Source organism: Duganella sp. CF517 (genome assembly GCF_900110275.1).
In the GTDB taxonomy this organism is placed as follows: domain Bacteria; phylum Pseudomonadota; class Gammaproteobacteria; order Burkholderiales; family Burkholderiaceae_D; genus Rugamonas.
This window is the reverse complement of sequence record NZ_FODC01000005.1, coordinates 204,133-226,112: the sequence shown is the minus strand read 5'-3', so window position 1 is coordinate 226,112 and position 21,980 is coordinate 204,133. Positions and strand designations below refer to the sequence as shown.

At 62.8% G+C, this 21,980-nt stretch carries 20 protein-coding genes and 1 other RNA gene; 11 read left to right on the top strand and 10 right to left on the bottom strand.

From position 1 onward, the window contains the following. Positions 1 to 14: 14 nt before the first annotated feature. Together groL and groES are read right to left on the bottom strand one after the other, a co-directional pair. A complete protein-coding gene (gene groL, locus BMX85_RS20365; RefSeq protein ID WP_090322965.1) occupies positions 15 to 1,664 on the bottom strand; it encodes a chaperonin GroEL in 1,650 nt (549 codons plus the stop codon). A gap of 48 nt (positions 1,665 to 1,712) precedes the next feature. Continuing rightward, entirely contained in the window at positions 1,713 to 2,003 is a 291-nt protein-coding gene (gene groES / locus BMX85_RS20360) for a co-chaperone GroES (protein ID WP_008451606.1), read from the bottom strand. A gap of 228 nt (positions 2,004 to 2,231) precedes the next feature. On the opposite strand from groES, the gene BMX85_RS31585 reads away from it, so the two are divergent. Continuing rightward, positions 2,232 to 2,492: an MFS transporter gene (locus BMX85_RS31585; protein ID WP_143068046.1), complete on the top strand. Its 261-nt coding sequence runs from the start codon at positions 2,232 to 2,234 to the stop codon at positions 2,490 to 2,492. Positions 2,493 to 2,532: 40 nt separating this feature from the next. Here the strand turns inward: BMX85_RS31585 and BMX85_RS20355 are convergent, their stop codons facing one another. Continuing rightward, positions 2,533 to 3,138 carry a helix-turn-helix transcriptional regulator gene (locus BMX85_RS20355; protein ID WP_090322961.1) on the bottom strand — a complete coding sequence of 202 codons (606 nt, stop codon included), beginning with the start codon at positions 3,136 to 3,138 and terminating at the stop codon, positions 2,533 to 2,535. Between the two features lie 199 nt (positions 3,139 to 3,337). On the opposite strand from BMX85_RS20355, the gene BMX85_RS30805 reads away from it, so the two are divergent. Together BMX85_RS30805 and BMX85_RS20340 are read left to right on the top strand one after the other, a co-directional pair. Next, on the top strand, positions 3,338 to 4,561 hold the full coding sequence (locus tag BMX85_RS30805; protein ID WP_229210583.1) for a PAAR domain-containing protein: 1,224 nt from the start codon (positions 3,338 to 3,340) through the stop codon (positions 4,559 to 4,561). Next, positions 4,558 to 5,103, top strand: coding sequence for a hypothetical protein (locus BMX85_RS20340; RefSeq protein WP_090322959.1), 546 nt, complete (start codon positions 4,558 to 4,560; stop codon positions 5,101 to 5,103). The genes BMX85_RS30805 and BMX85_RS20340 overlap by 4 nt, the downstream gene beginning before the upstream one ends. Positions 5,104 to 5,117: 14 nt before the next feature. Here the strand turns inward: BMX85_RS20340 and BMX85_RS20335 are convergent, their stop codons facing one another. The 5 genes from BMX85_RS20335 to dgoD all read right to left on the bottom strand — a co-directional run bounded on the left by BMX85_RS20335 (position 5,118) and on the right by dgoD (position 10,728). After that, complete coding sequence (locus BMX85_RS20335) at positions 5,118 to 5,891, bottom strand: SDR family oxidoreductase (RefSeq protein WP_090322957.1); 774 nt, start codon at positions 5,889 to 5,891, stop codon at positions 5,118 to 5,120. 30 nt (positions 5,892 to 5,921) lie between these two features. Further along, positions 5,922 to 6,905 (bottom strand): L-arabinose ABC transporter permease AraH, encoded by a 984-nt coding sequence (araH, locus tag BMX85_RS20330; RefSeq protein WP_090322954.1) that lies wholly within the window; start codon positions 6,903 to 6,905, stop codon positions 5,922 to 5,924. Then, the gene (gene araG, locus BMX85_RS20325) at positions 6,902 to 8,464 is read right to left on the bottom strand and encodes an L-arabinose ABC transporter ATP-binding protein AraG (RefSeq protein ID WP_090322951.1); all 1,563 of its coding nucleotides are present in this window, start codon (positions 8,462 to 8,464) and stop codon (positions 6,902 to 6,904) included. The genes araH and araG overlap by 4 nt, the downstream gene beginning before the upstream one ends. A 3-nt stretch (positions 8,465 to 8,467) precedes the next feature. Next, positions 8,468 to 9,457 (bottom strand): arabinose ABC transporter substrate-binding protein, encoded by a 990-nt coding sequence (locus BMX85_RS20320; protein WP_090322946.1) that lies wholly within the window; start codon positions 9,455 to 9,457, stop codon positions 8,468 to 8,470. Positions 9,458 to 9,579: 122 nt separating this feature from the next. Next, on the bottom strand, positions 9,580 to 10,728 hold the full coding sequence (gene dgoD / locus BMX85_RS20315) for a galactonate dehydratase (RefSeq protein WP_090322942.1): 1,149 nt from the start codon (positions 10,726 to 10,728) through the stop codon (positions 9,580 to 9,582). Between the two features lie 218 nt (positions 10,729 to 10,946). On the opposite strand from dgoD, the gene BMX85_RS20310 reads away from it, so the two are divergent. The 8 genes from BMX85_RS20310 (at position 10,947) to BMX85_RS20275 (ending at position 20,180) form a co-directional block, all read left to right on the top strand. Then, on the top strand, positions 10,947 to 11,903 hold the full coding sequence (locus tag BMX85_RS20310; protein WP_229210582.1) for an SMP-30/gluconolactonase/LRE family protein: 957 nt from the start codon (positions 10,947 to 10,949) through the stop codon (positions 11,901 to 11,903). 109 nt (positions 11,904 to 12,012) lie between these two features. After that, entirely contained in the window at positions 12,013 to 12,915 is a 903-nt protein-coding gene (locus tag BMX85_RS20305; protein WP_229210581.1) for a LysR substrate-binding domain-containing protein, read from the top strand. Positions 12,916 to 13,104: 189 nt separating this feature from the next. Then, positions 13,105 to 15,669, top strand: a complete 2,565-nt coding sequence (locus tag BMX85_RS20300) for a TonB-dependent receptor (protein WP_090322933.1) — start codon at positions 13,105 to 13,107, stop codon at positions 15,667 to 15,669. A gap of 151 nt (positions 15,670 to 15,820) precedes the next feature. After that, positions 15,821 to 18,697 (top strand): beta-galactosidase GalA, encoded by a 2,877-nt coding sequence (gene galA, locus BMX85_RS20295; RefSeq protein WP_090322928.1) that lies wholly within the window; start codon positions 15,821 to 15,823, stop codon positions 18,695 to 18,697. A 145-nt stretch (positions 18,698 to 18,842) separates the two neighbouring features. Then, positions 18,843 to 19,121 (top strand): hypothetical protein, encoded by a 279-nt coding sequence (locus tag BMX85_RS20290; protein ID WP_090322922.1) that lies wholly within the window; start codon positions 18,843 to 18,845, stop codon positions 19,119 to 19,121. Beyond that, positions 19,118 to 19,429 carry a cell division protein ZapA gene (locus tag BMX85_RS20285; protein ID WP_090322921.1) on the top strand — a complete coding sequence of 104 codons (312 nt, stop codon included), beginning with the start codon at positions 19,118 to 19,120 and terminating at the stop codon, positions 19,427 to 19,429. The genes BMX85_RS20290 and BMX85_RS20285 overlap by 4 nt, the downstream gene beginning before the upstream one ends. A gap of 46 nt (positions 19,430 to 19,475) precedes the next feature. Continuing rightward, a non-coding RNA gene (gene ssrS, locus BMX85_RS20280) (6S RNA) lies at positions 19,476 to 19,656 on the top strand. A 62-nt stretch (positions 19,657 to 19,718) separates the two neighbouring features. Then, positions 19,719 to 20,180, top strand: coding sequence for an EVE domain-containing protein (locus BMX85_RS20275; RefSeq protein ID WP_090322916.1), 462 nt, complete (start codon positions 19,719 to 19,721; stop codon positions 20,178 to 20,180). On the opposite strand, the gene lgt is transcribed toward BMX85_RS20275, so the two are convergent. Together lgt and BMX85_RS20265 are read right to left on the bottom strand one after the other, a co-directional pair. Next, positions 20,161 to 21,021 carry a prolipoprotein diacylglyceryl transferase gene (gene lgt / locus BMX85_RS20270; protein WP_090322913.1) on the bottom strand — a complete coding sequence of 287 codons (861 nt, stop codon included), beginning with the start codon at positions 21,019 to 21,021 and terminating at the stop codon, positions 20,161 to 20,163. The two genes, BMX85_RS20275 and lgt, sit on opposite strands and share 20 nt — an antisense overlap. Continuing rightward, positions 21,015 to 21,923 (bottom strand): LysR family transcriptional regulator, encoded by a 909-nt coding sequence (locus BMX85_RS20265; RefSeq protein ID WP_090322909.1) that lies wholly within the window; start codon positions 21,921 to 21,923, stop codon positions 21,015 to 21,017. The genes lgt and BMX85_RS20265 overlap by 7 nt, the downstream gene beginning before the upstream one ends. Between the last annotated feature and the right edge of the window lie 57 nt (positions 21,924 to 21,980).

Sequence of the window (21,980 nt, the reverse complement as noted above, 5' to 3'; positions counted from 1 at the left end):
GAGCCGGCCGGCAATTACATCATGCCGTCCATGCCACCCATGCCGCCCATGCCACCCATACCGCCCATGCCGCCGCCAGCTGCCTTGTCGTCGGTGACTTCGGCGACCATGCAATCGGTGGTCAGCATCAGGCCGGCGATCGACGCTGCGTTTTGCAGTGCCGAGCGGGTGACCTTGGCTGGATCCAGCACGCCCATTTCAACCATGTCGCCATAGGTGCCGTTGGCGGCGTTGTAACCGTAGTTACCGGTGCCGGCCAGAACCGCTGCAACCACCACCGAAGCTTCTTCGCCGGCGTTTTGCACGATCATGCGCAGTGGCTCTTCCATGGCGCGCAGAACGATCTTGATGCCTGCGTCCTGGTCCGGGTTGTCGCCTTTGACGGTGATCGAAGCGCGGGCGCGCAGCAGGGCCACGCCGCCGCCTGGCACGATGCCTTCTTCCACGGCAGCGCGGGTAGCGTGCAGTGCATCTTCAACGCGGGCTTTCTTTTCTTTCATTTCAACTTCGGTGGCGGCACCGACTTTGATCACGGCAACGCCGCCGGCCAGCTTGGCCACGCGCTCTTGCAGTTTTTCACGGTCGTAGTCCGAGGTCGCTTCTTCGATCTGCACGCGGATTTGCTTGACGCGGCCTTCGATGCCTTCGGCCTGGCCGGCACCGTCGATGACGATGGTGTTTTCCTTGCCGACTTCGATACGCTTGGCTTGGCCCAGCTCTTCCAGCGTGATTTTTTCCAGCGTCAGGCCGACTTCTTCCGCCACCACTTGACCGCCGGTCAGGATCGCGATGTCTTCCAGCATGGCCTTGCGACGGTCGCCGAAGCCTGGCGCTTTGACGGCGCAGGTTTTCAGGATGCCGCGGATGTTGTTCACTACCAGGGTCGCCAGCGCTTCGCCTTCGATGTCTTCGGCGATGATCAGCAGTGGACGGCCGGCTTTAGCGACTTGTTCCAGTACCGGCAGCAGATCGCGGATGTTCGAGATCTTCTTGTCGCACAGCAGGACGAATGGATTGTCCAGGATCGCGACTTGCTTTTCCGGGTTGTTGATGAAGTATGGTGACAGGTAGCCGCGGTCGAACTGCATACCTTCAACGATGTCGAGCTCGTCGTTCAGCGACTTGCCGTCTTCCACGGTGATGACGCCTTCCTTGCCGACTTTTTCCATCGCTTCAGCGATGCGCTCGCCGATCGATGCGTCCGAGTTGGCCGAGATCGAACCGACTTGGGCGATTTCCTTGGTGGTGGTGCATGGACGGGCGATCACGGCGATCTGCTCGACGGTGGCGGCGACGGCCTTGTCGATGCCGCGCTTCAGGTCCATCGGGTTCATGCCGGCGGCCACGAACTTCATGCCTTCGCGCACGATGGCCTGGGCCAGCACGGTGGCGGTGGTGGTGCCGTCGCCGGCGTTGTCGCTGGTGCGGGAAGCAACTTCCTTGACCATTTGCGCGCCCATGTTCTGCAGCTTGTCTTTCAGTTCGATCTCTTTGGCGACCGACACGCCGTCCTTGGTGACGGTAGGGGCGCCGAACGAGCGTTCCAGCACGACGTTGCGGCCTTTCGGGCCCAGGGTGACTTTGACGGCGTTGGCCAGGATGTTGACGCCTTCGACCATTTTGGCGCGCGCTGCGTCGCCGAAGATTACTTCTTTAGCTGCCATGTTGTTTCTCCAGAATTAGGTGAGTACTGTTTGCAAGCGTGCGGTCAATTACTTGACGACGATTGCCATGATGTCTTCTTCGCGCATGACCATCAGTTCTTGACCGTCAACTTTGACGGTCTGGCCGGCGTATTTGCCGAACAGAACGCGGTCGCCTACTTTGACATCCAGCGGACGGACTTTGCCATCTTCGAGAATCTTGCCATTGCCGACGGCGAGCACTTCGCCTTGATCCGGTTTTTCAGCGGCCGCATCAGGGATGATCAGGCCGGACGCAGTTTTGGTTTCCTGGTCGAGGCGTTTGACGATTACGCGATCGTTCAAAGGGCGAAGGTTCATACAAAACTCCTTAATTAGCATTGGTACAGTTTGTTGTCGTGCCAAACTTGCCTAAATGAGCAGATTGCCACAACGGAAAGTTGTCGAGGGTGCTGTTAGCACTCTCTCGGAACGAGTGCCAATTATAGGGACGACCCAACCGTATTTCAAGGCGCATACCTTGAGAAGGCGCAAAAAAGAAGGGGAATGTTGTAAAGATGACTACAAAATGCTAGCGTCCCTCCGGGGATCATCACCGATTTCGCGGAGTTCCGTCAGGGCGAGCGGCGCCAGACGGCCACCTTCGCCAACATCCTGGTCATATTTAAAGCAGGCGGCGCGGCATCGCTGGCGATGGTGGGCTGGACTTCGGAGCGGCTGGGCTACGTGCCCGGCGTGGCGCAGTCGGAGTCCGTGATCCAGGGCATGAAGCTGTTTGCTTACGGCGTTCCCGGTCCTCGGCTCGCTGGTGGTGATCCTGACGTCGCGGCACCTCGCGATCGGGCATAGGGCGCACGCCCGCGTGTTGCGGGCGAACCAGCGGTGAGTTCTAGCGGCCGCGCGAAAAATAACAGTCGAAGGCGTGGCGGATGGCGCACGCGAACAGCATCATTTGCAGGTAGGTTGTGGCCGTGGCCCTTGGTGAGGCGCTGAAGCAGGAAAATAACAGCACCAGCGCGCAGGTGATGAAGCCGAATTGCACCGTCCGGCGCGCCGGGGTGGACAGTGGCGTTCTTCCCGAGAAATACCAGGCGAAGACCGAATACAAGCCGCTGGCGATGGCGGTCATGGGCGCCAGCGTGGTGAGCGCCCAAGGCAACTGTTCCGACGAAAAATACGACGCCCCCACCGACAGGATTGCCGCCAGCAGGGCGATCAGGCCGACCACCCGGTACTGCTTTGGCGCCGCGACGACAGGCGAAGACGAAGGCGGCGGCGATGGCGGTTCGGGTAAGGCGGCCTCCGGTTCGGCCAGATCGCGGATATCGATATCGAAGGCGGCGGCGAGGGCCATCCTGGTTTCCCGCGAGGCGCTGCCGTCGGACTCGACCCGCTGGATTGTGCGTAGGCTGACGTCGGCGATCTCCGCCAGTTGCTCTTGAGACCAGGCGCGTTCGGCGCGCAGGCGCTTGACGGTTTTTGCACTTAACTTCATATCATCATCCATTGTTGGCTCCAGTTGTCAGTAATGAAACTGGAGGATGGGCGAATTATGCCCGAAACACTACGACAGTTTGCCGCCAGACCGCCGACATCGGGCCGCCACACTCGGGATAGGATTGCCGCCACCTGTAACTTGCGCCCTCGGATCGCATGCCTCCGGACCCGACTACCGTATTGGACCCGCGACGTGTTTGAGTTTTCTCAAAACCATCATTACGCAGGGCTCCAATACTAAATCCATCAATCTTGTTGAGAAAAGTTATGAACGTTACACCATCACACTCGGTGCGCCGACTACGTCGGGCGGCAAGGTCATTTCAGCGAGCGCCAATGGCGGTATAAATGGTGTGTCCATCGCCTTGGAAAATGACCTGATTTCTTGTCCGGCATGCAAATCGCAAGGTCAAATTCTGTGTGTCGGTCCAAGAATTCCAGAGCATTGGAACGGTAAGCAAGTGGCGCTGGAAAACGATCTCTGCCTGTGCGGTTGCATCCCCTCGCCCCGTCTTGTTGCAAGCCAATCATTGCGATGTCACGTAGTGGAAGTAACGCGCGGGACTAACGCTTCGTCAAGCGTGGACGTATCAGCTGCGGAACATTCAATTCTGGCGAAAGTGGACGAGGATTACGATCTCGACTTTCTGCTGACGGATAAAGTGTCCGGCGTTCCTATGGTCGACTGGCCTTACGTTATCGAACTCGCTGGTGGCAAGCATTTGGATGGCGCACCAATTCCAGTGGAAGAACCGCGAAGGTCTCCGCTCGACACGCCGACCATGCCATTTTGCGTGTTTTCGCGCCAGAGCCTTGTCCGATCAATCCCAACTGGGACCATTGAAATGACACAGCGGAGACCCGTCAAAACTCACACGGCAAAGCTGACACCTGTGTCCGATACGAAGTCAGAAATAGTAAAAGTAGATGATTCCTCGAAACTAAGGGAAATCAGGGCGCTTGTCGAAGCCAATAATCGATTTTCAGTGGGGACCGACGTTATCATCTGCCAGATTTACATGGAGTCGAGATTTGATAAGGATGCTCGAGCCCAGGGAAGTTCCGCGCGCGGATTAATGCAGTTGCTGAAAGCGCCGTTACGGGAACTCGCACGCTTGAAGAACTTGGAGAGACCGCGCAAGGAGCGGCGCCCAGAGGCCGAACTATACGCAGAAGCAGATGCCTTTCATGACAGTCCAGCGCTCGCTGACGAGGCGGTAAATATTCGCACGGGTACTGCGTATCTTCAGGCGTTAATATCCAAGAACAGCGCTGCCGGCGCGACTTCCCCAGTCGTGGAGGCATACAAGGACTACAGGGGGCTGCGCAACGGAATTTACTATGACAAGATCAAAGCTGCTGCCGAAAAATTATCAGCAAATCCTGATTCGATGGAAGTGTTGCGAGACATGGTCAAATGAAAAAAATCTTCAGTGTTATCGCTGTGTGTCTCGCCACCAGCGCCGTCGCGGCAGAGCAGGTTCTTACCTGTAAGTTGGGGCCTCGACCCTCTCAACATGTCGCTGTGGTTCGGGACTTGAAAATCGCTTCGACGTACATCTATTATCTTCAATATGGAAAAGTGCGCACACCGTTCTTTGGAAGTCTTGATAACTCGCGAGGCGCCATGGTTAATGCGCAGTGCGTGGGCAAGACGCAGCGCGCGCTGATTGTGTCCGGTGAATTTACTGCGAACGCGCTACAGGGTTTCGCCATCACATACTTTGCGGATTCAGACCGTCCAGATCGGTTGGACTTTGCGGAGAAGAACCGTCCAATGAGGTTTTACGTTGCGCCGCACGAGATGCTTATTGTGGTGGCCACGGGTGGCCTTGGCGAGACTGGGGGGAAATATTTGGCCTATCGTCATGTTGCGGGGCGCAGTGAACAAGACGAAGCTCAGGGAATGAACGAACTTCCATCATCGTCAGGATTTGACGTGTTCAACTTGCACGCGCGCTAACGGGGGCCGGCGGTTTATTCGTGGTACAGCTGCGAACGGCCGCCGTCGATCAGGATGTCGGTGGCGTTGATGAACGGGGCTTCGTCGCTGGCGAGGAACAGCGCGGTGGCGGCGACTTCCTCCGGCGTGCCGAGGCGCTTGCAGGGCAGCAGCGCGGCCTGGCGAGTGCGTTCGGCCTCCGGGTCCGGAAAGCCGGCAAAGTGGCGTTCGACCATGTCGGTGACGATCAGCCCCGGCGAGATCGAGTTGACGCGGATGCCGCGCGCGGCGTATTCCAGGCCCAGCGCGCGCGTCAGGCCGATCAGCGCGTGCTTGGCGACCGGGTAGGGGAAGCAACCGGGAATGATCTTGTGGCCGTGGACCGATGCGATGTTGACGATGCTGCCGCCGCCTTGCACCAGCATGGCCGGCAGCACGGCGCGCGCGGCGTTCCAGGCGCCTTCCAGGTCGACGGCGAAGCAGCGCTTCCAGTCGTCGTCGCTCAAGGTCAGCGGATCGCCGAAGACGTTCATGCCGGCGTTGTTGACCAGGATGTCGATTTTGCCGAAGCGCGCCACGGTGCGCGCGACGAGCAGTTCCATCGCGGCGCGGTCGGCGACGTCCGCTGCGATGAAGAAGGCGCGTTCGGGGCCGAGTTCGTCGGCGATGGCGCGGGCATGGTCGTCGTCGCGGTGGCTATTGAGGACGACCAGCGCGCCTTCCGCCACGAAGCGGCGGGCGATGGCCGCGCCGATGCCTTGTGTCGAGCCGGTGACGATGGCGACCTCGTTTGATAAGCGATTTGTCACGCGGGCCCCGGCGAATCACGGTTAGCGGGGTTAATGGCGGTCGCCGCGCGTCTTCAGCTGGTCCAGCAGCACCGCCACCAGCAGGATCACGCCGCGCATCAGATACTGGTAAAACGCGTCGACATCCATCAGGTTCATGACGTTTTCCACCGTGCCCATGATCAGCACGCCGATCAGCACGCCGAAGATGCGCGCCTTGCCGCCCTGTAGCGAAACGCCGCCCAGCACGCAGGCCGAGATCACATCGAGCTCGAAGCCCTGCGCCGCATTCGGCTGGCCACTGGTGATGCGCGAGGCCAGGATCAGGCCCGCCATCGCGGTGACCAACCCTTGCAGCAGGAAGATCCACACGCGCAGCCGCTCGACGCGCACGCCGGCCAGCCGCGCCGCCTCCGGATTGCCGCCGATGGCCAGCGTGTTGCGGCCGAAGACCGTCTGGTTCAGCAAAACACCGAACACCACGAAGCAGCAGGCGCAGATCAGCACCGGCAGCGGCATGCCGAAGATGCGGGTGTCGCCGAAGTCGATGAAGGCGTCGTTGTTGATGCCGACCGCCTGGCCCTGCGAGACGATGAAGGCCAGGCCGCGCACCATCAGCATCGTCGCCAGGGTGGCGATCAAGGCGTTCACCCGCAGGTAGGCGATCAACACGCCATTGAGCGCGCCGATCAGGGCGCCGGCCGCGAGACCGGCGCCCACCGCCAGCGCCACGCTGCCGCTATGTTCCAGCACGATCGCCCCCAGCACGCCGGCGAAGGCGATGGTGGAACCGACCGACAAATCGAAGTCGCGCGAGGCGAGGCACAGCATCATGGTGCACGCGACCATGCCGATCTGCGCCACCGACAGCATCAGCCCGACGACGTTGGTCACCGAGAAGAAGTTTTCGACGGTGACGGCCAGCACCGCGAACAGTACGACATACGCCAGCGGCATGCTGTATTCGATCAGCCATTGACGCGAGACCAGGGGAGCCGCCGGCTTGGCGGCGGGATTGATGGATGAGACGTTCATGCGATGCTCCGGGTATGAAGGGCTGGCGTTTCAATGTGGGCGGGGGCGGGGGCAAGGCCGCCGGCGGTCGCATCGGGCAGCGCCAGGCGCAGCACCTCGGTTTCGCTGGCGTCGGCGCGCGACAGTTCGCCGCAGATGGCGCCTTCGCGCATGACGATCACGCGGTCCGAGATGCCCAGCACCTCCGGCAGTTCGCTCGAGACGACGATCACGCAGCAACCGCGTTCGGCCACCTCGTGGATGATGCGGTAGATGTCGTTTTTGGCGCCGACGTCGATGCCGCGCGTCGGTTCGTCGAGGATCAGCACCTTCAGCCCGGGTTCGGCCAGCCAGCGCGCCAGGATCACCTTCTGCTGGTTGCCGCCCGAGAGCAGGCGGATCTCCTGCTCGCGGTTGGGCGTCTTGATGCGCAGCCGGGCGATGAATTCGTCGGCCAGCGCCGCCTCCTTCTTATGGCGCAGGAACAGGCCCGCGCGCAGGTCGATGCGGCGCACGCTGATGTTGATGTTCTCCGCCACCGAGGCGGTGGCCAGGATGCCTTGCTCCTTGCGGTCCTCCGGACACAGCACGATGCCGGCGGCGATGGCGTCGGTCGGCGCGCCGGTCGGCACGATCGCGCCGTCGAGCAGCACCTGGCCGGCGCTGCGCGGATCGGCGTTGTACAGCAACCGCATCAACTCGCTGCGGCCGGCGCCGACCAGGCCGAAAAAGCCCAGCACTTCGCCGCCGCGCACGGAAAAGCTTTGCGGACCTCGCATGTGGCGGCCGTTGAGGCCTTGTATCCGCAGGCGTTCCGCGCCGAGCGCGCGCGGACGGTAATCGTAGATGTCGCTCAGTTCACGCCCCACCATGTCGCTGATCAGGCGGTCGCGCGGAACCTCGGCCATGACGTGGTGCGTGACGATCTTGCGGCCGTCGCGGAAGATGGTGCAGGCGTCGCACAGCGCGTACAGTTCCTCCAGCCGGTGCGAGATGTAGATCAGCGTGCGGCCGTCGGCGCGCAGTTCGCGCACCAGGCGGAACAGGATTTCGGTCTCGCGGTGCGACAGGCTGCTGGTCGGTTCGTCGAAGGCGATGACCTGGGCATCCTGCATGATGGCCTTGCAGATCTCGACCATCTGCCGCTGCGCGATCGACAGGTCGGCCAGCCTGGCGTCCGGCGCCAGGTCGACGCCGATGGCGGCCAGCTTCTCCGACACCATGCGGTGGGCCTTGGGTTTGTCCAGTATCCCGAAGCGGGTCGGCATGCGGCCCAGCAGCACGTTCTCCGCCACCGTCAGCTCGGGCACGTACTGCAGCTCCTGGTGGATGACGGCGATGCCGGCGCCGATGGCGTCCTTGGCGCTGGTGAAGCGGCACTCGGCGCCGTCGACCAGCAGGCGGCCGCCGTCGGGTTTATATTGGCCGCCCAGTATTTTGAGCAGGGTCGACTTGCCCGCGCCGTTCTCGCCCAGCAGGCCATGCACCTGGCCGGCGTGCGCGTCGAAGCTCACGCCGTTCAGGGCTTTCACGCCGGGGAAGAATTTGCAGACCTCGTCGAATTGGAGGTAAGCCGCCATGGCTTACATCCCCATTTGCTTGCGGACGTCGGCCTGGTTGGCGCGCGTCATCAGCATGCCCTTGGTCAGCACTTCGGCCGGCGGGGTCGCTTTCCCGGTGATCCAGTTGTACATGTTGACCGACGTCTCGTAGCCGTGCTGCCTGGCGCTGATCATCACCGAGCCATAAAAGCCGGTGGGCGCCGGTTTGTTCAGTTCATTCTCGGCGGCCTTGGCGCCGCCGATGCCGACGCCGACCATCGCGTCGGCCTTGATGCCGCGGCCTTCGGCGGCGCGCACGGCGCCCAGCACCGCTTCATCGTTCAGGCCCACGGCCACCCAGTGCTTGAAGCGCGCGTTCTTGGTCAGCGCGATGTTGGCGGCGTTGAAGGCGCTCTCGGTGTCGGTCTTCGCTTGCGGCGCGTCGACGATGTTCGCGACCGGGAAGCCGGCCGCCTTGAGCGCGTCGATGGCGCCGGTGGTGCGTTCCTTGGCGGTCGGCAGCTGGTCGTAGGCGACGCGGATTACGCCCACGTCGGCGATGTTCCATTTGCGGTTCTTGACTTCGGCGGCGATGCCTTCGCCGACCTGCTTGCCGATGGCGTAGCCGGAGATGCCCATGTGCGGGATCGAGGCGATCGGCTTGCCGCTGCCGTCGACCAGCCGGTCGTCGACCGAGATCACCTTGAGGTTGTTGCGCTTGGCCGAGCGCTCGATGGCCTTGCCCAGCTTGACGTCCGGGGCGCAGATGACGAAGCCCTGGGCTTTTTGCGCGGCCAGGTTGTCGATCGCGGCGATCATTTTCTCGCCGTTGGGGATGCCGATCTTGACCAGGGTGAAGCCCTTGTCCTTGGCCGCCTGCTCGGCGTAGCGCCATTCGTCCTGGAACCACGGCTCCTCCGCCTGTTTGACGAGGAAGCCGATCTTGACCGGATCGGCGGCGTGGGCGACGCCGATGAGTTGGGTCGCGGCGATCAGGCATAGCGATGCTGCGGCGAGCAAGGTACGTTTCATGGTAAGTCTCCGTTGATTTTGTTTTCAAGCTTGGTACGATGCGCATATGTTTGCGCATTCGTTTTGTATTTCTTCAGGCAGAAAAAAGCCGGCGTCGAAGCGCCGGCTCGTTCACTACCGCATCACCATTCGGCGACGCTGCCATCCGCATGGCGCCATACAGGATTGCGCCAGTCGGGTGCGTTTTTGCTCGCGGCGATCACCCGTTCCTCGTCCACTTCCACGCCCAAACCTGGTTTAGGCAGCGGCTTGCAGTAGCCGTCGGTGATCGTGAAGTCTTCCTTGTTGATCACGTAGTCGAGCAGCTCGCCGCCCTTGTTGTAGTGGATGCCCATGCTTTGCTCTTGCAGCACGGCGTTGTACGACACGAAGTCGACCGCCAGGCACGAGGCCAGCGCCACCGGACCCAGAGGGCAGTGCGGCGCCAGGGTGATGTCGTAGGCTTCGGCCATCGAGGCGATCTTCAGGCATTCGGTGATGCCGCCGGCGTGCGACAGGTCCGGCTGCACGATCGACAGGCCGCCGGCCGCGAACACGTTCTTGAATTCGAAGCGCGAGTACATGCGCTCGCCGGCGGCCAGCGGAATCGCCGTCATTTCGGCCAGGCGCGCGTAGTACTCGGCCTGCTCGGCCAGCACCGGCTCTTCGACGAACAATGGACGGAACTGCTCCAGTTCGCGCAGCAGCGTCTTGGCCATCGGCGCGGCCACGCGGCCGTGGAAGTCCAGGCCGAATTCGATGGTGTTGCCGAACGCTTCGCGGATCTCGGCCACGCGCTGCACCGCCTTGTCGACGGCCGCCGAGGTGTCGAGCATGCCCAGTTCCTCGGTACCGTTCATCTTGAAGGTGTCGAAGCCGCCGGCCTTGAGTTTGGTGATCTGTTCGATGATGTCGGACGGACGGTCGCCGCCCACCCAGCTGTACATCTTCATGCGGTCGCGCACCAGGCCGCCCAGCAGTTCATAGACAGGCTTGCCCATCACTTTGCCCTTGATGTCCCACAGCGCCTGGTCGATGCCGGCGATCGCGCTCATCAGGATGGCGCCGCCACGGTAGAAGCCGGCGCGGTACATGGTCTGCCACAGGTCGTTGATGCGGGCCGGGTCGGCGCCGATCAGGTATGGTTCCATTTCCTGGACGGCGGTCTCCACGGTGCGCGCGCGGCCTTCGATGACCGGTTCGCCCCAGCCGACCACGCCTTCATCGGTCTCGATTTTCAGCAGCATCCAGCGCGGTGGAACACGATAGGTCGTCAGTTTGGTGATTTTCATAGGAGAAGGAGAATAAGTTCGGGGAACAGCCTTCAGTCTAAGCGTCCCGCCTAGACAGGAAATATGATTAATTCAACACGAGCCATATCATTATCGAATAGCAGAAATAAGCCAGCCAGCTATCTGATATCAGCATAGCTGATAGTTGCAAATTCATACCAATTGTAAACCTTGTCCCTTTAGACTGGCGCAATTCTATCCTCCGGAGCACGGCCAGCATGATCGATTCCAGTACGCATGTCGCGTCGACCCCCGGCATCATGCTGCTGCGCGTCGGCCAGGCCGGCACCGCGCTGCGCTGGGACCCCGCCGGCCGCTGCTGGCGCTGGCCCGATCCGCAGGGCGGCCAGTTGTACGCCTGGCCGGCCCCGGCCGGCATGCCCAGCGGCCAGCGCCTGCAGGAAAACGCCTGCGTGCTGGCGTGCTGCACCTCCGGCCGCGTGCTGCTGGGGCAGGGCAAGCGCCTTGGCATGGTCGAGTTGCCGGCGCCCGGCCAGGCCAGCCGGCCGCTGCAAAGCCAGGTCCTGCTCACCGTCGACGCCGCCGAGCCGCGCACCAGCATCAGCGACGGCTGCACCGACCGCGGCGGCAATTTCGTCTTCGGCACCGCCAACACGGCCAGCGACCAGCGTCCGATCGGCAGTTTTTACCAGTATTCGCACCAGCACGGGCTGCGCCGGCTGGCCTTGCCGGTGGTCGTCAAGGCCGGCGGCATCGCCTTCAGCACGGACGGGCGCCGCATGTACTTCGCCGACACCGCCCAGGGCGACATCATGCAATGCGAATATGATTCGGAGCGCGCCAAGGTGAGCAACGTGAAAACCTTTGCGCCGGTGCTGGCGCGCGGCGCCGGCGCGGCCGTGGTCGACAGCGGCGACCGGCTGTGGAGCGTGCAGGGCGGCGCCCTGGTCCAATACGCGCCGCACGGCGGCGCGCTGCGCCGCATCGGCATGGCGCGCGAGGCGGCCGCCGGCGTGGCGTTCGGCGGCGAGGGCCTGCGCCAGCTGCTGGTGCTCGGCGCGAACGGCGGCCTGTACGGCCTGCCGCCCGACCTGGCGCCAGATTCGCCGGCGGATCTGGCGCGCCATCCGTCCCGGGGCGTGCCGGACGTGCCGTTCGACGATGGCGGCGCCGCCCGCTTCGCCGTTCTGCCCGGACCTGCCATCGGTGATTGACGCTGCACCAGCCCGCCATATATGATGGGCGATCAAGATAATCACCCATATGACCGATTCCCGCTCAGACCGCTTTGTTCGTTCCCATCTAAAAACCCGCCATCTGGTCTTGCTGGTAGAACTGGGCCGCCATGGCTCCATCGCCCACGCGGCGCAAGCCGCCAACCTGACTCAGCCAGGTGCGTCCAAATTACTGGGCGAGCTTGAACACGCGCTCGGCGTTCAGCTGTTCGAGCGGCTCTCGCGCGGCGTCTCGCCGACCTGGTACGGGAAAGTACTGATCCGCCGCGCCGGCGCGGCGCTGGCCGAGATGGACGCCGCCCACCAGGAAGTGATGGAGCTGCTGTCCGGCCTGCGCGGACGCGTGGGCATCGGCACCGTGCTGGCGCCGGCCACCAGCCTGGTGCCGAAGGCGATCAACCTGCTCAAGTCGCGCCACGCGCGCGTGCATGTCGCGGTCAAGATGTCGACCAGTAAAGTGCTGGTCGAGCGCCTGCGCAGCGGCGAGCTCGATCTGGTGGTCGGCCGCATCCTCGACACGGCCGCCGCCGACGAACTCAATTTCGAACCGCTGACCGACGAGCCGCATCTGCTGATCGCGCGCAGCGGCCATCCGCTCGCCGGCCGCACCGACCTGCAACTCGAAGAGCTGATGCACCAGTGCTGGGTGTTGCCGCCTGCCGGCAGCATCCTGCGCGACCGCCTGACCGCGTTGTTTTTATCGCACGGCCTGGAGCAGCCCGGCGAGACGGTGGAGACGCAAGACTTGCCGGTGGTCGCCAGCCTGTTGATGAGCAGCGACATGGTGGTAGCGCTTCCGGCGGACGCCGTGCAAGCGTATCTGCAAGCCGGATTGATGACCGTGCTGCCGTTCGACCTGGGCGTGAGCATGGATTCGTTCGGCATCGTCACGCGCAAACGGCACCAGCTCTCGCCTGGCGCCGATGCAATGTTGTTGGCTTTGCGCGACGCCGCCGCCAGCATGTACCCGCATTACCTGCCGCCGGCTTGATCTTCTTTCTATTCCTGTTGCCATAGCTGAGCTATTGCTGTTTGCGTCATTGTGTATGTCTGATATACGAACTTGATATGGGCAGATTGCAATTAGCTATTGGCTTCTGAACTCGTGTTTCGCTTAGCATCCAGTCTATCCGTCCGCTCTGTACCAGAGACGGAACTCATACAAACACTGGAGATGCACATGAAACACAAGAAAATGAGCTTGCTCATCGCGGCGCTTTTCACCACCCCGTTGATGGCGCAGCAAGCCTTGGCACAAGAAGCCGCAGCGGCAGCCGCCGCGCCCGCGGCACCGTCGGCGCCAGTGGCCGGCGATATCCAGCAAGTCAACGTGACCGGCATCCGCGCCTCCGTGCGCAACGCGCTGGCGGCCAAGGAAGCCAGCAACAGCATGGTGGAAGTCGTATCGTCGGAAGACATCGGCAAGCTGCCCGACACCACCATCGCCGAATCGTTGGCGCGCCTGCCTGGCCTGTCGTCCGGCCTCGATCGCGGCAACGCGTCGCAAATCGTCGCGCGCGGCATGGGCCCACGCTTCATCGGCGCCACGCTGAACGGCCGCGAACTGGCATCGTCGGAGCCTAACCGCGCCGTGCGTTTCGAGCAGTTCCCGTCGGAGTCGCTGAGCGGCGCCACCGTCTACAAATCGCAGAACGCCGAGCTGGTTGAAGGCGGCATCGCCACCTCGATCGACCTGCAAACGGTTTCGCCGCTGAAATACAATGGCCGCCAGATTTCGCTCAAGGCCGACGCCCTGTACTACGCGATCTCCAAGGACATTCCGGGCGCCGACAAGACCGCGCCGCGCCTGGGCGGCGTCTACATCGACCAGTTCCTGAACAAGACATTGGGCGCGGCCATCGCGTTCAGCTATCAGGACCAGCCGTCGGTGCAAAAGAACGTTCGCCACTGGGGCTTTGACGAAGGCGCCAATCCAAAGACGCCATGGGGCTTCCAGGACGATGTCCGTCGTGGCAGCAATGAGCGCAGCAGCGTGCTGGCCAAAGTCGAGTGGAAGCCGAACAACAACGTGCTGATCACCGCCGACACCTATTACGCCAAGTCGTCGGTCGACGAAGACCAGTTGCAGCACTGGACGGATGGACTGAGCAACTTCTCGAACTACAGCAATGTCAACGTGAGCAACGGCTATGTCGCCGGCGCCACCGCCGACTGGACCAAAGTGGTGAACAACCACTCGCGCTGGACCCAGGATAGCAGCGTCGCCGCCAGCGGCTTGAACGGCAAGTTCAACGCCGGCGACTGGAAAGTCGAAACCGATCTGTCGACCTCGCACGCGATGCGCGGCAGCGCCTGGGTAGACGTGCGCCAGACCAGCAACGACTTCACCAAGACCACCTGGAATTTCACCGGCAACGAGAACCAGTCATATAACTTCGGCGGTCTGAATACCGGCAACCCGGCCAACTTCGGCGCCGCCCAACTGTACGTCGATACCGACGGCCACGTGAAGGATCTGCTGAACGCCGCGTCGGTGAGCGCCGCCCGTCCGATCGAGAACAGCATCATCAACCGCATCAAGGTCGGCGTACGCGCGTCCGACCGCGAAAAGAGCTATCGCCAGACCACCTGGCAGTTCGATGGCGTGACCATTCCACAATCGGCTTACGAGACCGTCACCGTCGATGGCTTCCCGTCGTACATCGCGCTCAAGGATTTCAACGGCAGCATCGCCACCGCCTTCGGCCCGAACGCCTCCAATCCGACCGGCCGCGCGCAGACGCAAAACGATCTGCTGTCCGGCTGGAAGGTCAAGGAGCGCAGCACCTCGGCCTACATCCAGGGCGACCTCGATGGCGAAGCGTTCGGCAAGACCTACCGCGGTAACGTCGGCGTGCGCGTCGTGCACACCAAGACCGACAGCTACGGCAACGAGTCGCTGGGCGGCGCTCCGGCGACCCCGGTGTCGGCCGGCACCTCGTACACCGAGATCCTGCCTAGTCTGAACCTGATCCTCAATCTGGACGAGAAGCAGGAACATCAGGTTCGTTTCAGCCTGGCCCGCGCCATGTCGCGCGCGCCGCTGGACGAACTGCGCGCCTCGCGTAATCTGAGCCTGTCGACCGGCGGCCAGCCAATCACCGGCAGCGCCGGTAATCCCGAGCTGAAGCCGATGATGGCCAACCAGGTCGATCTGGCGTACCAGTGGTACTTCTCGAAGGGTTCGTTGCTGTCGGCCGGCGCCTTCTACAAGGAAGTGCAGCGCTACATCGCCATCACCCAGTCGGAGAACATCACCCGTTCGGTCAACGGCAAAGGTGGCAACATCCGTGGCCTGGAACTGGTGTACCAGCAAGCCTTCACCGGTTTGCCCGCGCCGTTCGATGGTCTGGGTATCGCCAGTAACTACGCTTACACGGCCAGCACCATCCGTGAGCAGACCCCGCGCGTGAATCCCTACCCGATCGAGGGCCTGATGAAGCACAACGGCGGCGTGACGCTGTGGTATGAAAAAGCGGGTTACGAAGCGCGCCTGTCGGCCAACTATCACAGCTCGTTCGTGCGCAATCCAACCTGGAGCGCCGGCCAGTTGCTGGTCAACGAAGACGAAACCTATCTGACGCTGAACCTGGCCAAGCAAATCACGCCTAACATCCAGCTGCGCTTCGGTGTCGACAACCTGACCAATCAGAAGGCCGTCTACACCAGTGCTAACAACCCGCTGCAGCAGGAAGTGACCGAGTTCGGTCGCCGCTTCAACCTGGGCCTGTCGTTCAAGCTGTGATGTCCTAGTCTCTTGTAACTTTTTTATCGTGGTTTTACGGAGCGGTGCGTGAGAGCGCTGCTCCGTTTTTTTTAACCCGCACGGCTAGGCGGGGTCGTACCCCCAGGGGTACGACCCCAGGTTTGCGGGTTTCGCCTATCGGGAGTCCAATTTGAATTCCAACATCTTCAATTGGCGGGGCTTTGGCTCCGCTTTTTTGCTGCTGGCGGCCTGCGTGTCGGCCCACGCGGCCACCACCTCCACCACTTCCACCAAGCCTGACGTCAAAGCGGGGCGCGAGCGCCTGTCGCTCGATCGCGGCTGGCTGTTCCACCTGGGCGACGTTGTCCACCCGCCCATCGTCGGCCACGAGGAATCGTATAGCAACGCCAAAGCCGGCAACGCGCCCGGCGCGGCCGGCACCGAATTCGATGACTCCGACTGGCGCCGCCTCGATCTGCCGCACGATTGGGCCGTCGAAGGGCCGTTCGATCCGAAGGCCAATATCTCGCAGGGCTACCGTCCGCGCGGCATCGGCTGGTATCGCCGCTACCTGAAGGTCGACCCGGCCGATCGCGGCCGCCATTTCGAGCTACAGTTCGACGCCATCGCCACCCACGCCACGGTCTGGGTCAACGGCAATGTGGTCAACCGCAACTGGTCCGGCTACAACGCCAGCAACATCGACATCACGCCGTATCTGAATTATGGCGACTCGCTCAACACCATCTCGATCCGCGCCGATGCGGAGGCGATGGAGGGCTGGTGGTACGAGGGCGCCGGCATGTACCGCCACGCGTGGCTGGTCAAGCGCGCGCCGCTGCACGTGGCGACCGACGGCGTGTACGCCGTGCCGCGCGCCGGTAAAGGAAAACAGTGGACCTTGCCGGTGGAAGTCACCGTCAACAACAGCGGCAAGAAGGTCTCCGACGTCACCGTCGAAGTCACGCTGTTCGACCCGGCCGGCAAGCAGGTCGGCCGCCAGACCGCCAAGGCGTCGGTCGGCGTATTGAAGGATGCCGTCGTCAAGCTGCCGTTTTCCATCAACGATCCGGCCCTGTGGTCGATCGAGAAAACCAATCTGTACCGCGTCACCACGCGCGTGATCCAGGACGGCAAGGCGCAGGACGAGGTGTCGCTGCACACCGGCTTCCGCACCATCCGCTTCGACGCCCAGCAGGGCTTCTTCCTCAACGGCCAGCACGTCAAGCTGCAGGGCGTGTGCATCCACCAGGACCACGCCGGCGTCGGCGTGGCGATCCCGGATTCGGTGTGGGAATACCGCCTGCGCCGTCTCAAGGAATTGGGCGTGAACGCGATCCGCTTCTCGCACAACGCGCCGGCGGCCGAGGTGCTGGACATGGTCGACCGCATGGGCTTTGTCGTCATGGACGAGAACCGCAACTTCAATCCGTCGCCGGACTACATGAAGCAGCTGGAGTGGATGGTCAAGCGCGACCGCCACCATCCGGGCATCATCCTGTGGTCGGTCTTCAACGAGGAGCCGGTGCAGGGTTCGGAAGTCGGCTACGAGATGGTGCGCCGCATGGCGGCCGTGGTCAAATCGCTGGACGACACGCGTCCGGTGACGGCGGCGATGAACGGCGGCTTCTTCAGCGACCTGAATGTCTCGCACGCGGTCGACGTGGTCGGCGCCAACTACCAGGTGCCGGATTACGACCGCTATCACAAGGCCTTCCCGGACAAGCCTTTCACCAGCTCGGAGGACACGTCGGCCTTCATGACGCGCGGCGAGTTCAAGACCGTCAAGGAAAAGGGCATCATCGCCAGCTACGACGACCTGGCCGACGCCGCGCAGTGGGGTAATACCCACCGCGACGCGTGGGAGGCGATCGCCACCCGTCCTTACGTGGCCGGCGGCTTCGTCTGGACCGGTTTCGATTATCGCGGCGAACCGACGCCCAACGAGTGGCCCGCTGTCAGCTCGGTGTTCGGCATCATGGACTTGAACGGCTTCCCGAAGAACGCCTACTATATCCATCAGGTGCAGTGGATCAAGGACCGTCCGCTGATCCACATCGCGCCGCACTGGAACTGGAGCGGCAGCGAGGGCAAGGAGATCCGCGTGATGGTGATGGCCAACGTCGAGAAGGTGCAGCTGCTGTTGAACGGCAAAGCGCTCGGCGAGCAGCAGGTCGATCCGTTCCGCATGAACTTCTTCAATGTCGCCTACGCGCCGGGCAAGCTGGAGGCGGTCGGTTATCGCGGCGGCAGGGAAGTCGCGCGCACGTCGGTGGAGACCACCGGCGCCGCCGTCGCGCTGGAGCTGGTGCCGGACCGCGCGCAACTGGCCGGCGATGGCCGCGACGCCATGCCGATCACGGTGCGCGCGCTGGACGCGCAAGGCCGCGCGGTGCCGCTGGCCGACGCCAATGTCACCTTCGCGGTGACGGGCGGCGGCCGCTCGATCGGCCATGGCAACGGCGATCCGACCTCGCACGAGGACGAGAAGGGCGCCACGCGCCGTCTGTTCAACGGCCTGGCGCAATTGATCGTGCAGACCAACTGGGACAGCAATCAGCCGGTAGAGGTGGTCGCCACGGCGCCCGGCCTGCACGCGGCGAAGATCGCGATTCCGGTCAAGGCGGTGGCGCCCGAGCCGTTCGTCGCCAGCGCCGACGCGCCGACGACCTTCGTGCGCAGCTGGCGCGTGGCGCCGGTCAGCGACCAGCGTCCGGACCCGAACCAGAAACTGGCCGGCTTCGATATGAACACCTGGGGATGGGGTTCGCCGCCGCTATGGGCCGACGCCGGCGCGAAATATCACCTGTACCGCTCCAGCTTCACGCCGCGCAAGAACCTCGCCAACGGCAACGGCTTGATCCGCTTCGGAGGCATCCGTGGCAAGGCCGAAGTGTGGGTCGACGGCGCGCTGGTGGGGAAGAAGGACACGTACGCGCCCGCGCCACTGGACCTGTCATTGCCGGCGGGCACTGGCAAACGTGAGATCAATGTGATCGTCGAAGCCGAGCCAGGTCAGGGCAGCGGCATCGAAGGGCACGTCACGATCGAGCCGCGGGTAAAGTGATGACGCTGGCAAAGCAATAAGAATGTGTCTTGTATTCTTAGCCATTAATTAAATCCATCGTAAATCCCGTGTCCGCAGCCCCAAATTGGTGCTGCGGACACGGGATTCGGTTGACGGCGCCCCGCGCGCTGCCTATAGTGGCGGGATGATTTCCGAATTTGAAGAACTATCCGACAAGATCGACCAGTTGGCCGAGATGACCAATGCCTTGCGCCGCGAGAATGCACAGTTGCGTCAAGCGAATGCCGCCATCGTGGCCGAGAACCTGGGCTATCAGCGCCGCCTCAACGACGCCTCCGCGCGCATCGTGGCGCTGCTGGAAAAAGTGCCGTCGCTGGATCAGGAGTCCAAGCCCGAGTCCGACCAGGACGATGCTGAGCAAGCCGCAACCGACAAACTGGCTGAAAAAGAGGATGTACGATGATTCAGCTGGATGTGTCCATCATGGGACAGCCATACCGTCTGGTGTGCAAACCCGAGGAAGAGCGCGCGCTGCGCGAAGCGGCCGCTTTGCTGGACAAGAAGATGACCGGCATCCGCGATGGCGGCAAGATCAAGGGCAACGACCGCATCGCCGTGATGGCCGCGCTGGGCATGGCGGCGGAATTCCTGTCGGTGAAATCGCCGCAAGGTCCGTTGTCTGACATGTCGATCCTGGAAGTGCAGACCAAGATCGCGGCCATGCACAAAGTGCTCGATAGCGCACTTACCCCGCAAGAAACCCTGTTTTAATTCGCTAAACTCCTTCCTTTGCGGCGGACAAGAGAGTAAACTTCTTCGTACCCTGCGGTGTTCGCGATTGCCATATATTCCTTGAACCATTTATGTGCACCGGTTGCGGAATTTTGTTCGATGGGCGTGAGCGTCGCTAGACCGATGAACCCGAAATTGAACTAACTGTGACCACCTTGAACCGTTTGGTTCGGGATGCCGGCAAAGACGGCACAGGCGGGGCCTAATCTTAGAAAGCGGTTGTTAGCATGTGAATGCGCAGCCGCTTTTTTTCGTCTGGAGAAAAGCGATGCAATACTGGTTGATGAAGTCCGAGCCCGATGAAGTCAGTATCGACGACGTGATGGCGTCAAAGGATCAGACCACGCCGTGGTTCGGCGTGCGTAACTACCAGGCGCGCAATTTCATGCGCGACCAGATGCGGGACGGCGACGGCGTGCTGTTCTACCACTCGAGCTGCCCGGAGCCGGGCATCGCCGGCCTGGCGGTGGTGGCGGGCGGGCCGTATCCCGACGCCACGCAGTTCGACAAGACCAGCAAGTACTACGACGCCAAGGCGACGCCGGAGCAGCCGCGCTGGATTTCGGTCGATGTGAAGGGCACGGAGAAAACCCGTTTGCTGTCGCTGGCCGAGATGCGGACCATCCCGGCGCTGGAGGATATGGTGGTGCTGCAGAAGGGCAGCCGCCTGTCCATCACGCCCGTCACGGCGGCGCAATGGAAAGCGATCGTCAAGCTTTTGAAGAAATGACCGGCGCGCGGCCTTTCTGTTTGACCTTGTAGGCCCACACCAGCATGGCGATGGCGCCGACGATCATCGGCAGCGACAGCACCTGGCCGGAGGTGATCGGCATGCCCAGGATGGTGGTCTCCCAGTCCGGCGTGCGGAAGTACTCGGTGAAGAAGCGCGCGCACCCGTACAGCAGCGTATAAAAGGCGCCCACCGCCAGGCGCGGACGCTCCTTGCGGGCGTACAGCCACAGGATCGCGAACACCAGCAAGCCGTCGATCAGCATCTGGTAGATCGGCGACGGATGGCGCAGCCCTTGCAGGAACACGGGGTTGGGGAACAGCGGGTACGAGATGTCCGGCCACATCATCGCCCATGGCAGCGACGGATCGGACACCACGCGGCCCGGCAGCTCCGAGTTGATGAAGTTACCAAGGCGTCCCGCCGCGTACCCGAGCGGCACCAGCGGCGCGATGAAGTCGTAGACGTCGAGCAGATTGCGCCCGGCGCGTCGCGCCCATACGGCCATCGCGATCAACACGCCGATAAAGCCGCCGTGGAACGACATCCCGCCATGCCAGATCTTGAAGATCTCGATCGGGTTGGAGAAGTATTTGACCGGCTCATAAAACAGCACCTCGCCCAGGCGGCCGCCGATGACTACGCCGAGCATGCCGTAGAACAGCATGTCGTCCAGGTCCTCCTTGCGCCAGCCCTGCGCGGCGATGTGCGGCTGCTTGATGCGCACCCGGCCCAGGGTGATGAACAGCGCGAAGGCCAGCACGTACATCAGGCCATACCAGTGGATCGCGACCGGTCCCAGATGAATGGCGACCGGATCGGGCATCGGATGTATCAGCATAGAGCGTTCTTTCCCAAGTTCTTATTCAGTAGTTCCAAAAAGCCGCGCAGCACCGGCGAGGTATTGTCGCGGCGCCAGGCCAGGCCGGTTTCGACCAGCGGGCCTGCGCCGGCCAAGGCCCGGTATTCTACCCCGGGCCGCATCAGGTTGGAGACCGACTGCGGCACCAGCGCCATGCCCATGCCGGCCGACACCAGGCTGACGATGGTCTGCATCTGGATCGCCTGCTGGCCGATCTCCGGCGTGATGCCGGCGTCGCGGAACACCGACAGGATGGCGTCGTACAGCGCCGGCGAGATCGCGCGCGGGAACACGATCAGCGGTAACCGTGGCAGCGCGGCCAGCGCCACCTTGCCCTTCTTCGCCAGCAGGCCGGCCGGCACGGCCAGCACCAGCGGCTCGTTGAGCACCGGCAGATAGTCCAGTTCCAGCCTGGCCTTGTCGGGCAGCGGTGGAATCAGCAGGCCGGCGTCGATGCGGTTGTGCAGCAGGTCGTCGAGCTGCAGGTCGGAGGTGGCCTCCTGCAGCGTGATCTGCACCTGCGGATAGGCGGCGCGGTAGGCGCGCAGGAACGGCGGCAGCACGCTGTAGTCGGCCGAGGAGACGAAGGCCAGCGTCAGGCGTCCCACCTCGCCGGCGGCGGCCCGCTGGACCAGCTGCGGCAGCTCCAGCGCCCGCGCCAGCAGCCGCCTGGCCTCCGGCAGCAGCGCGATGCCGGCCGGCGTCAGCGCCACGCCACGGCGGTTGCGCTCGAACAGCGCCGCGCCCAGTGACTGCTCCAGCGCCTGGATCGTTTGCGACAGCGGCGGCTGCGTCATGTGGAGGCGCAGCGCGGCCTTGCCGAAGTGGAGTTCCTCGGCCACGGTGACGAAGTAGCGCAGTTGCCGGAGTTCCAGGTTCATCCTCGTTCCAGATTCATATGTGTTTGTATTGAAATTTACTCTGGTGATATTTTATAC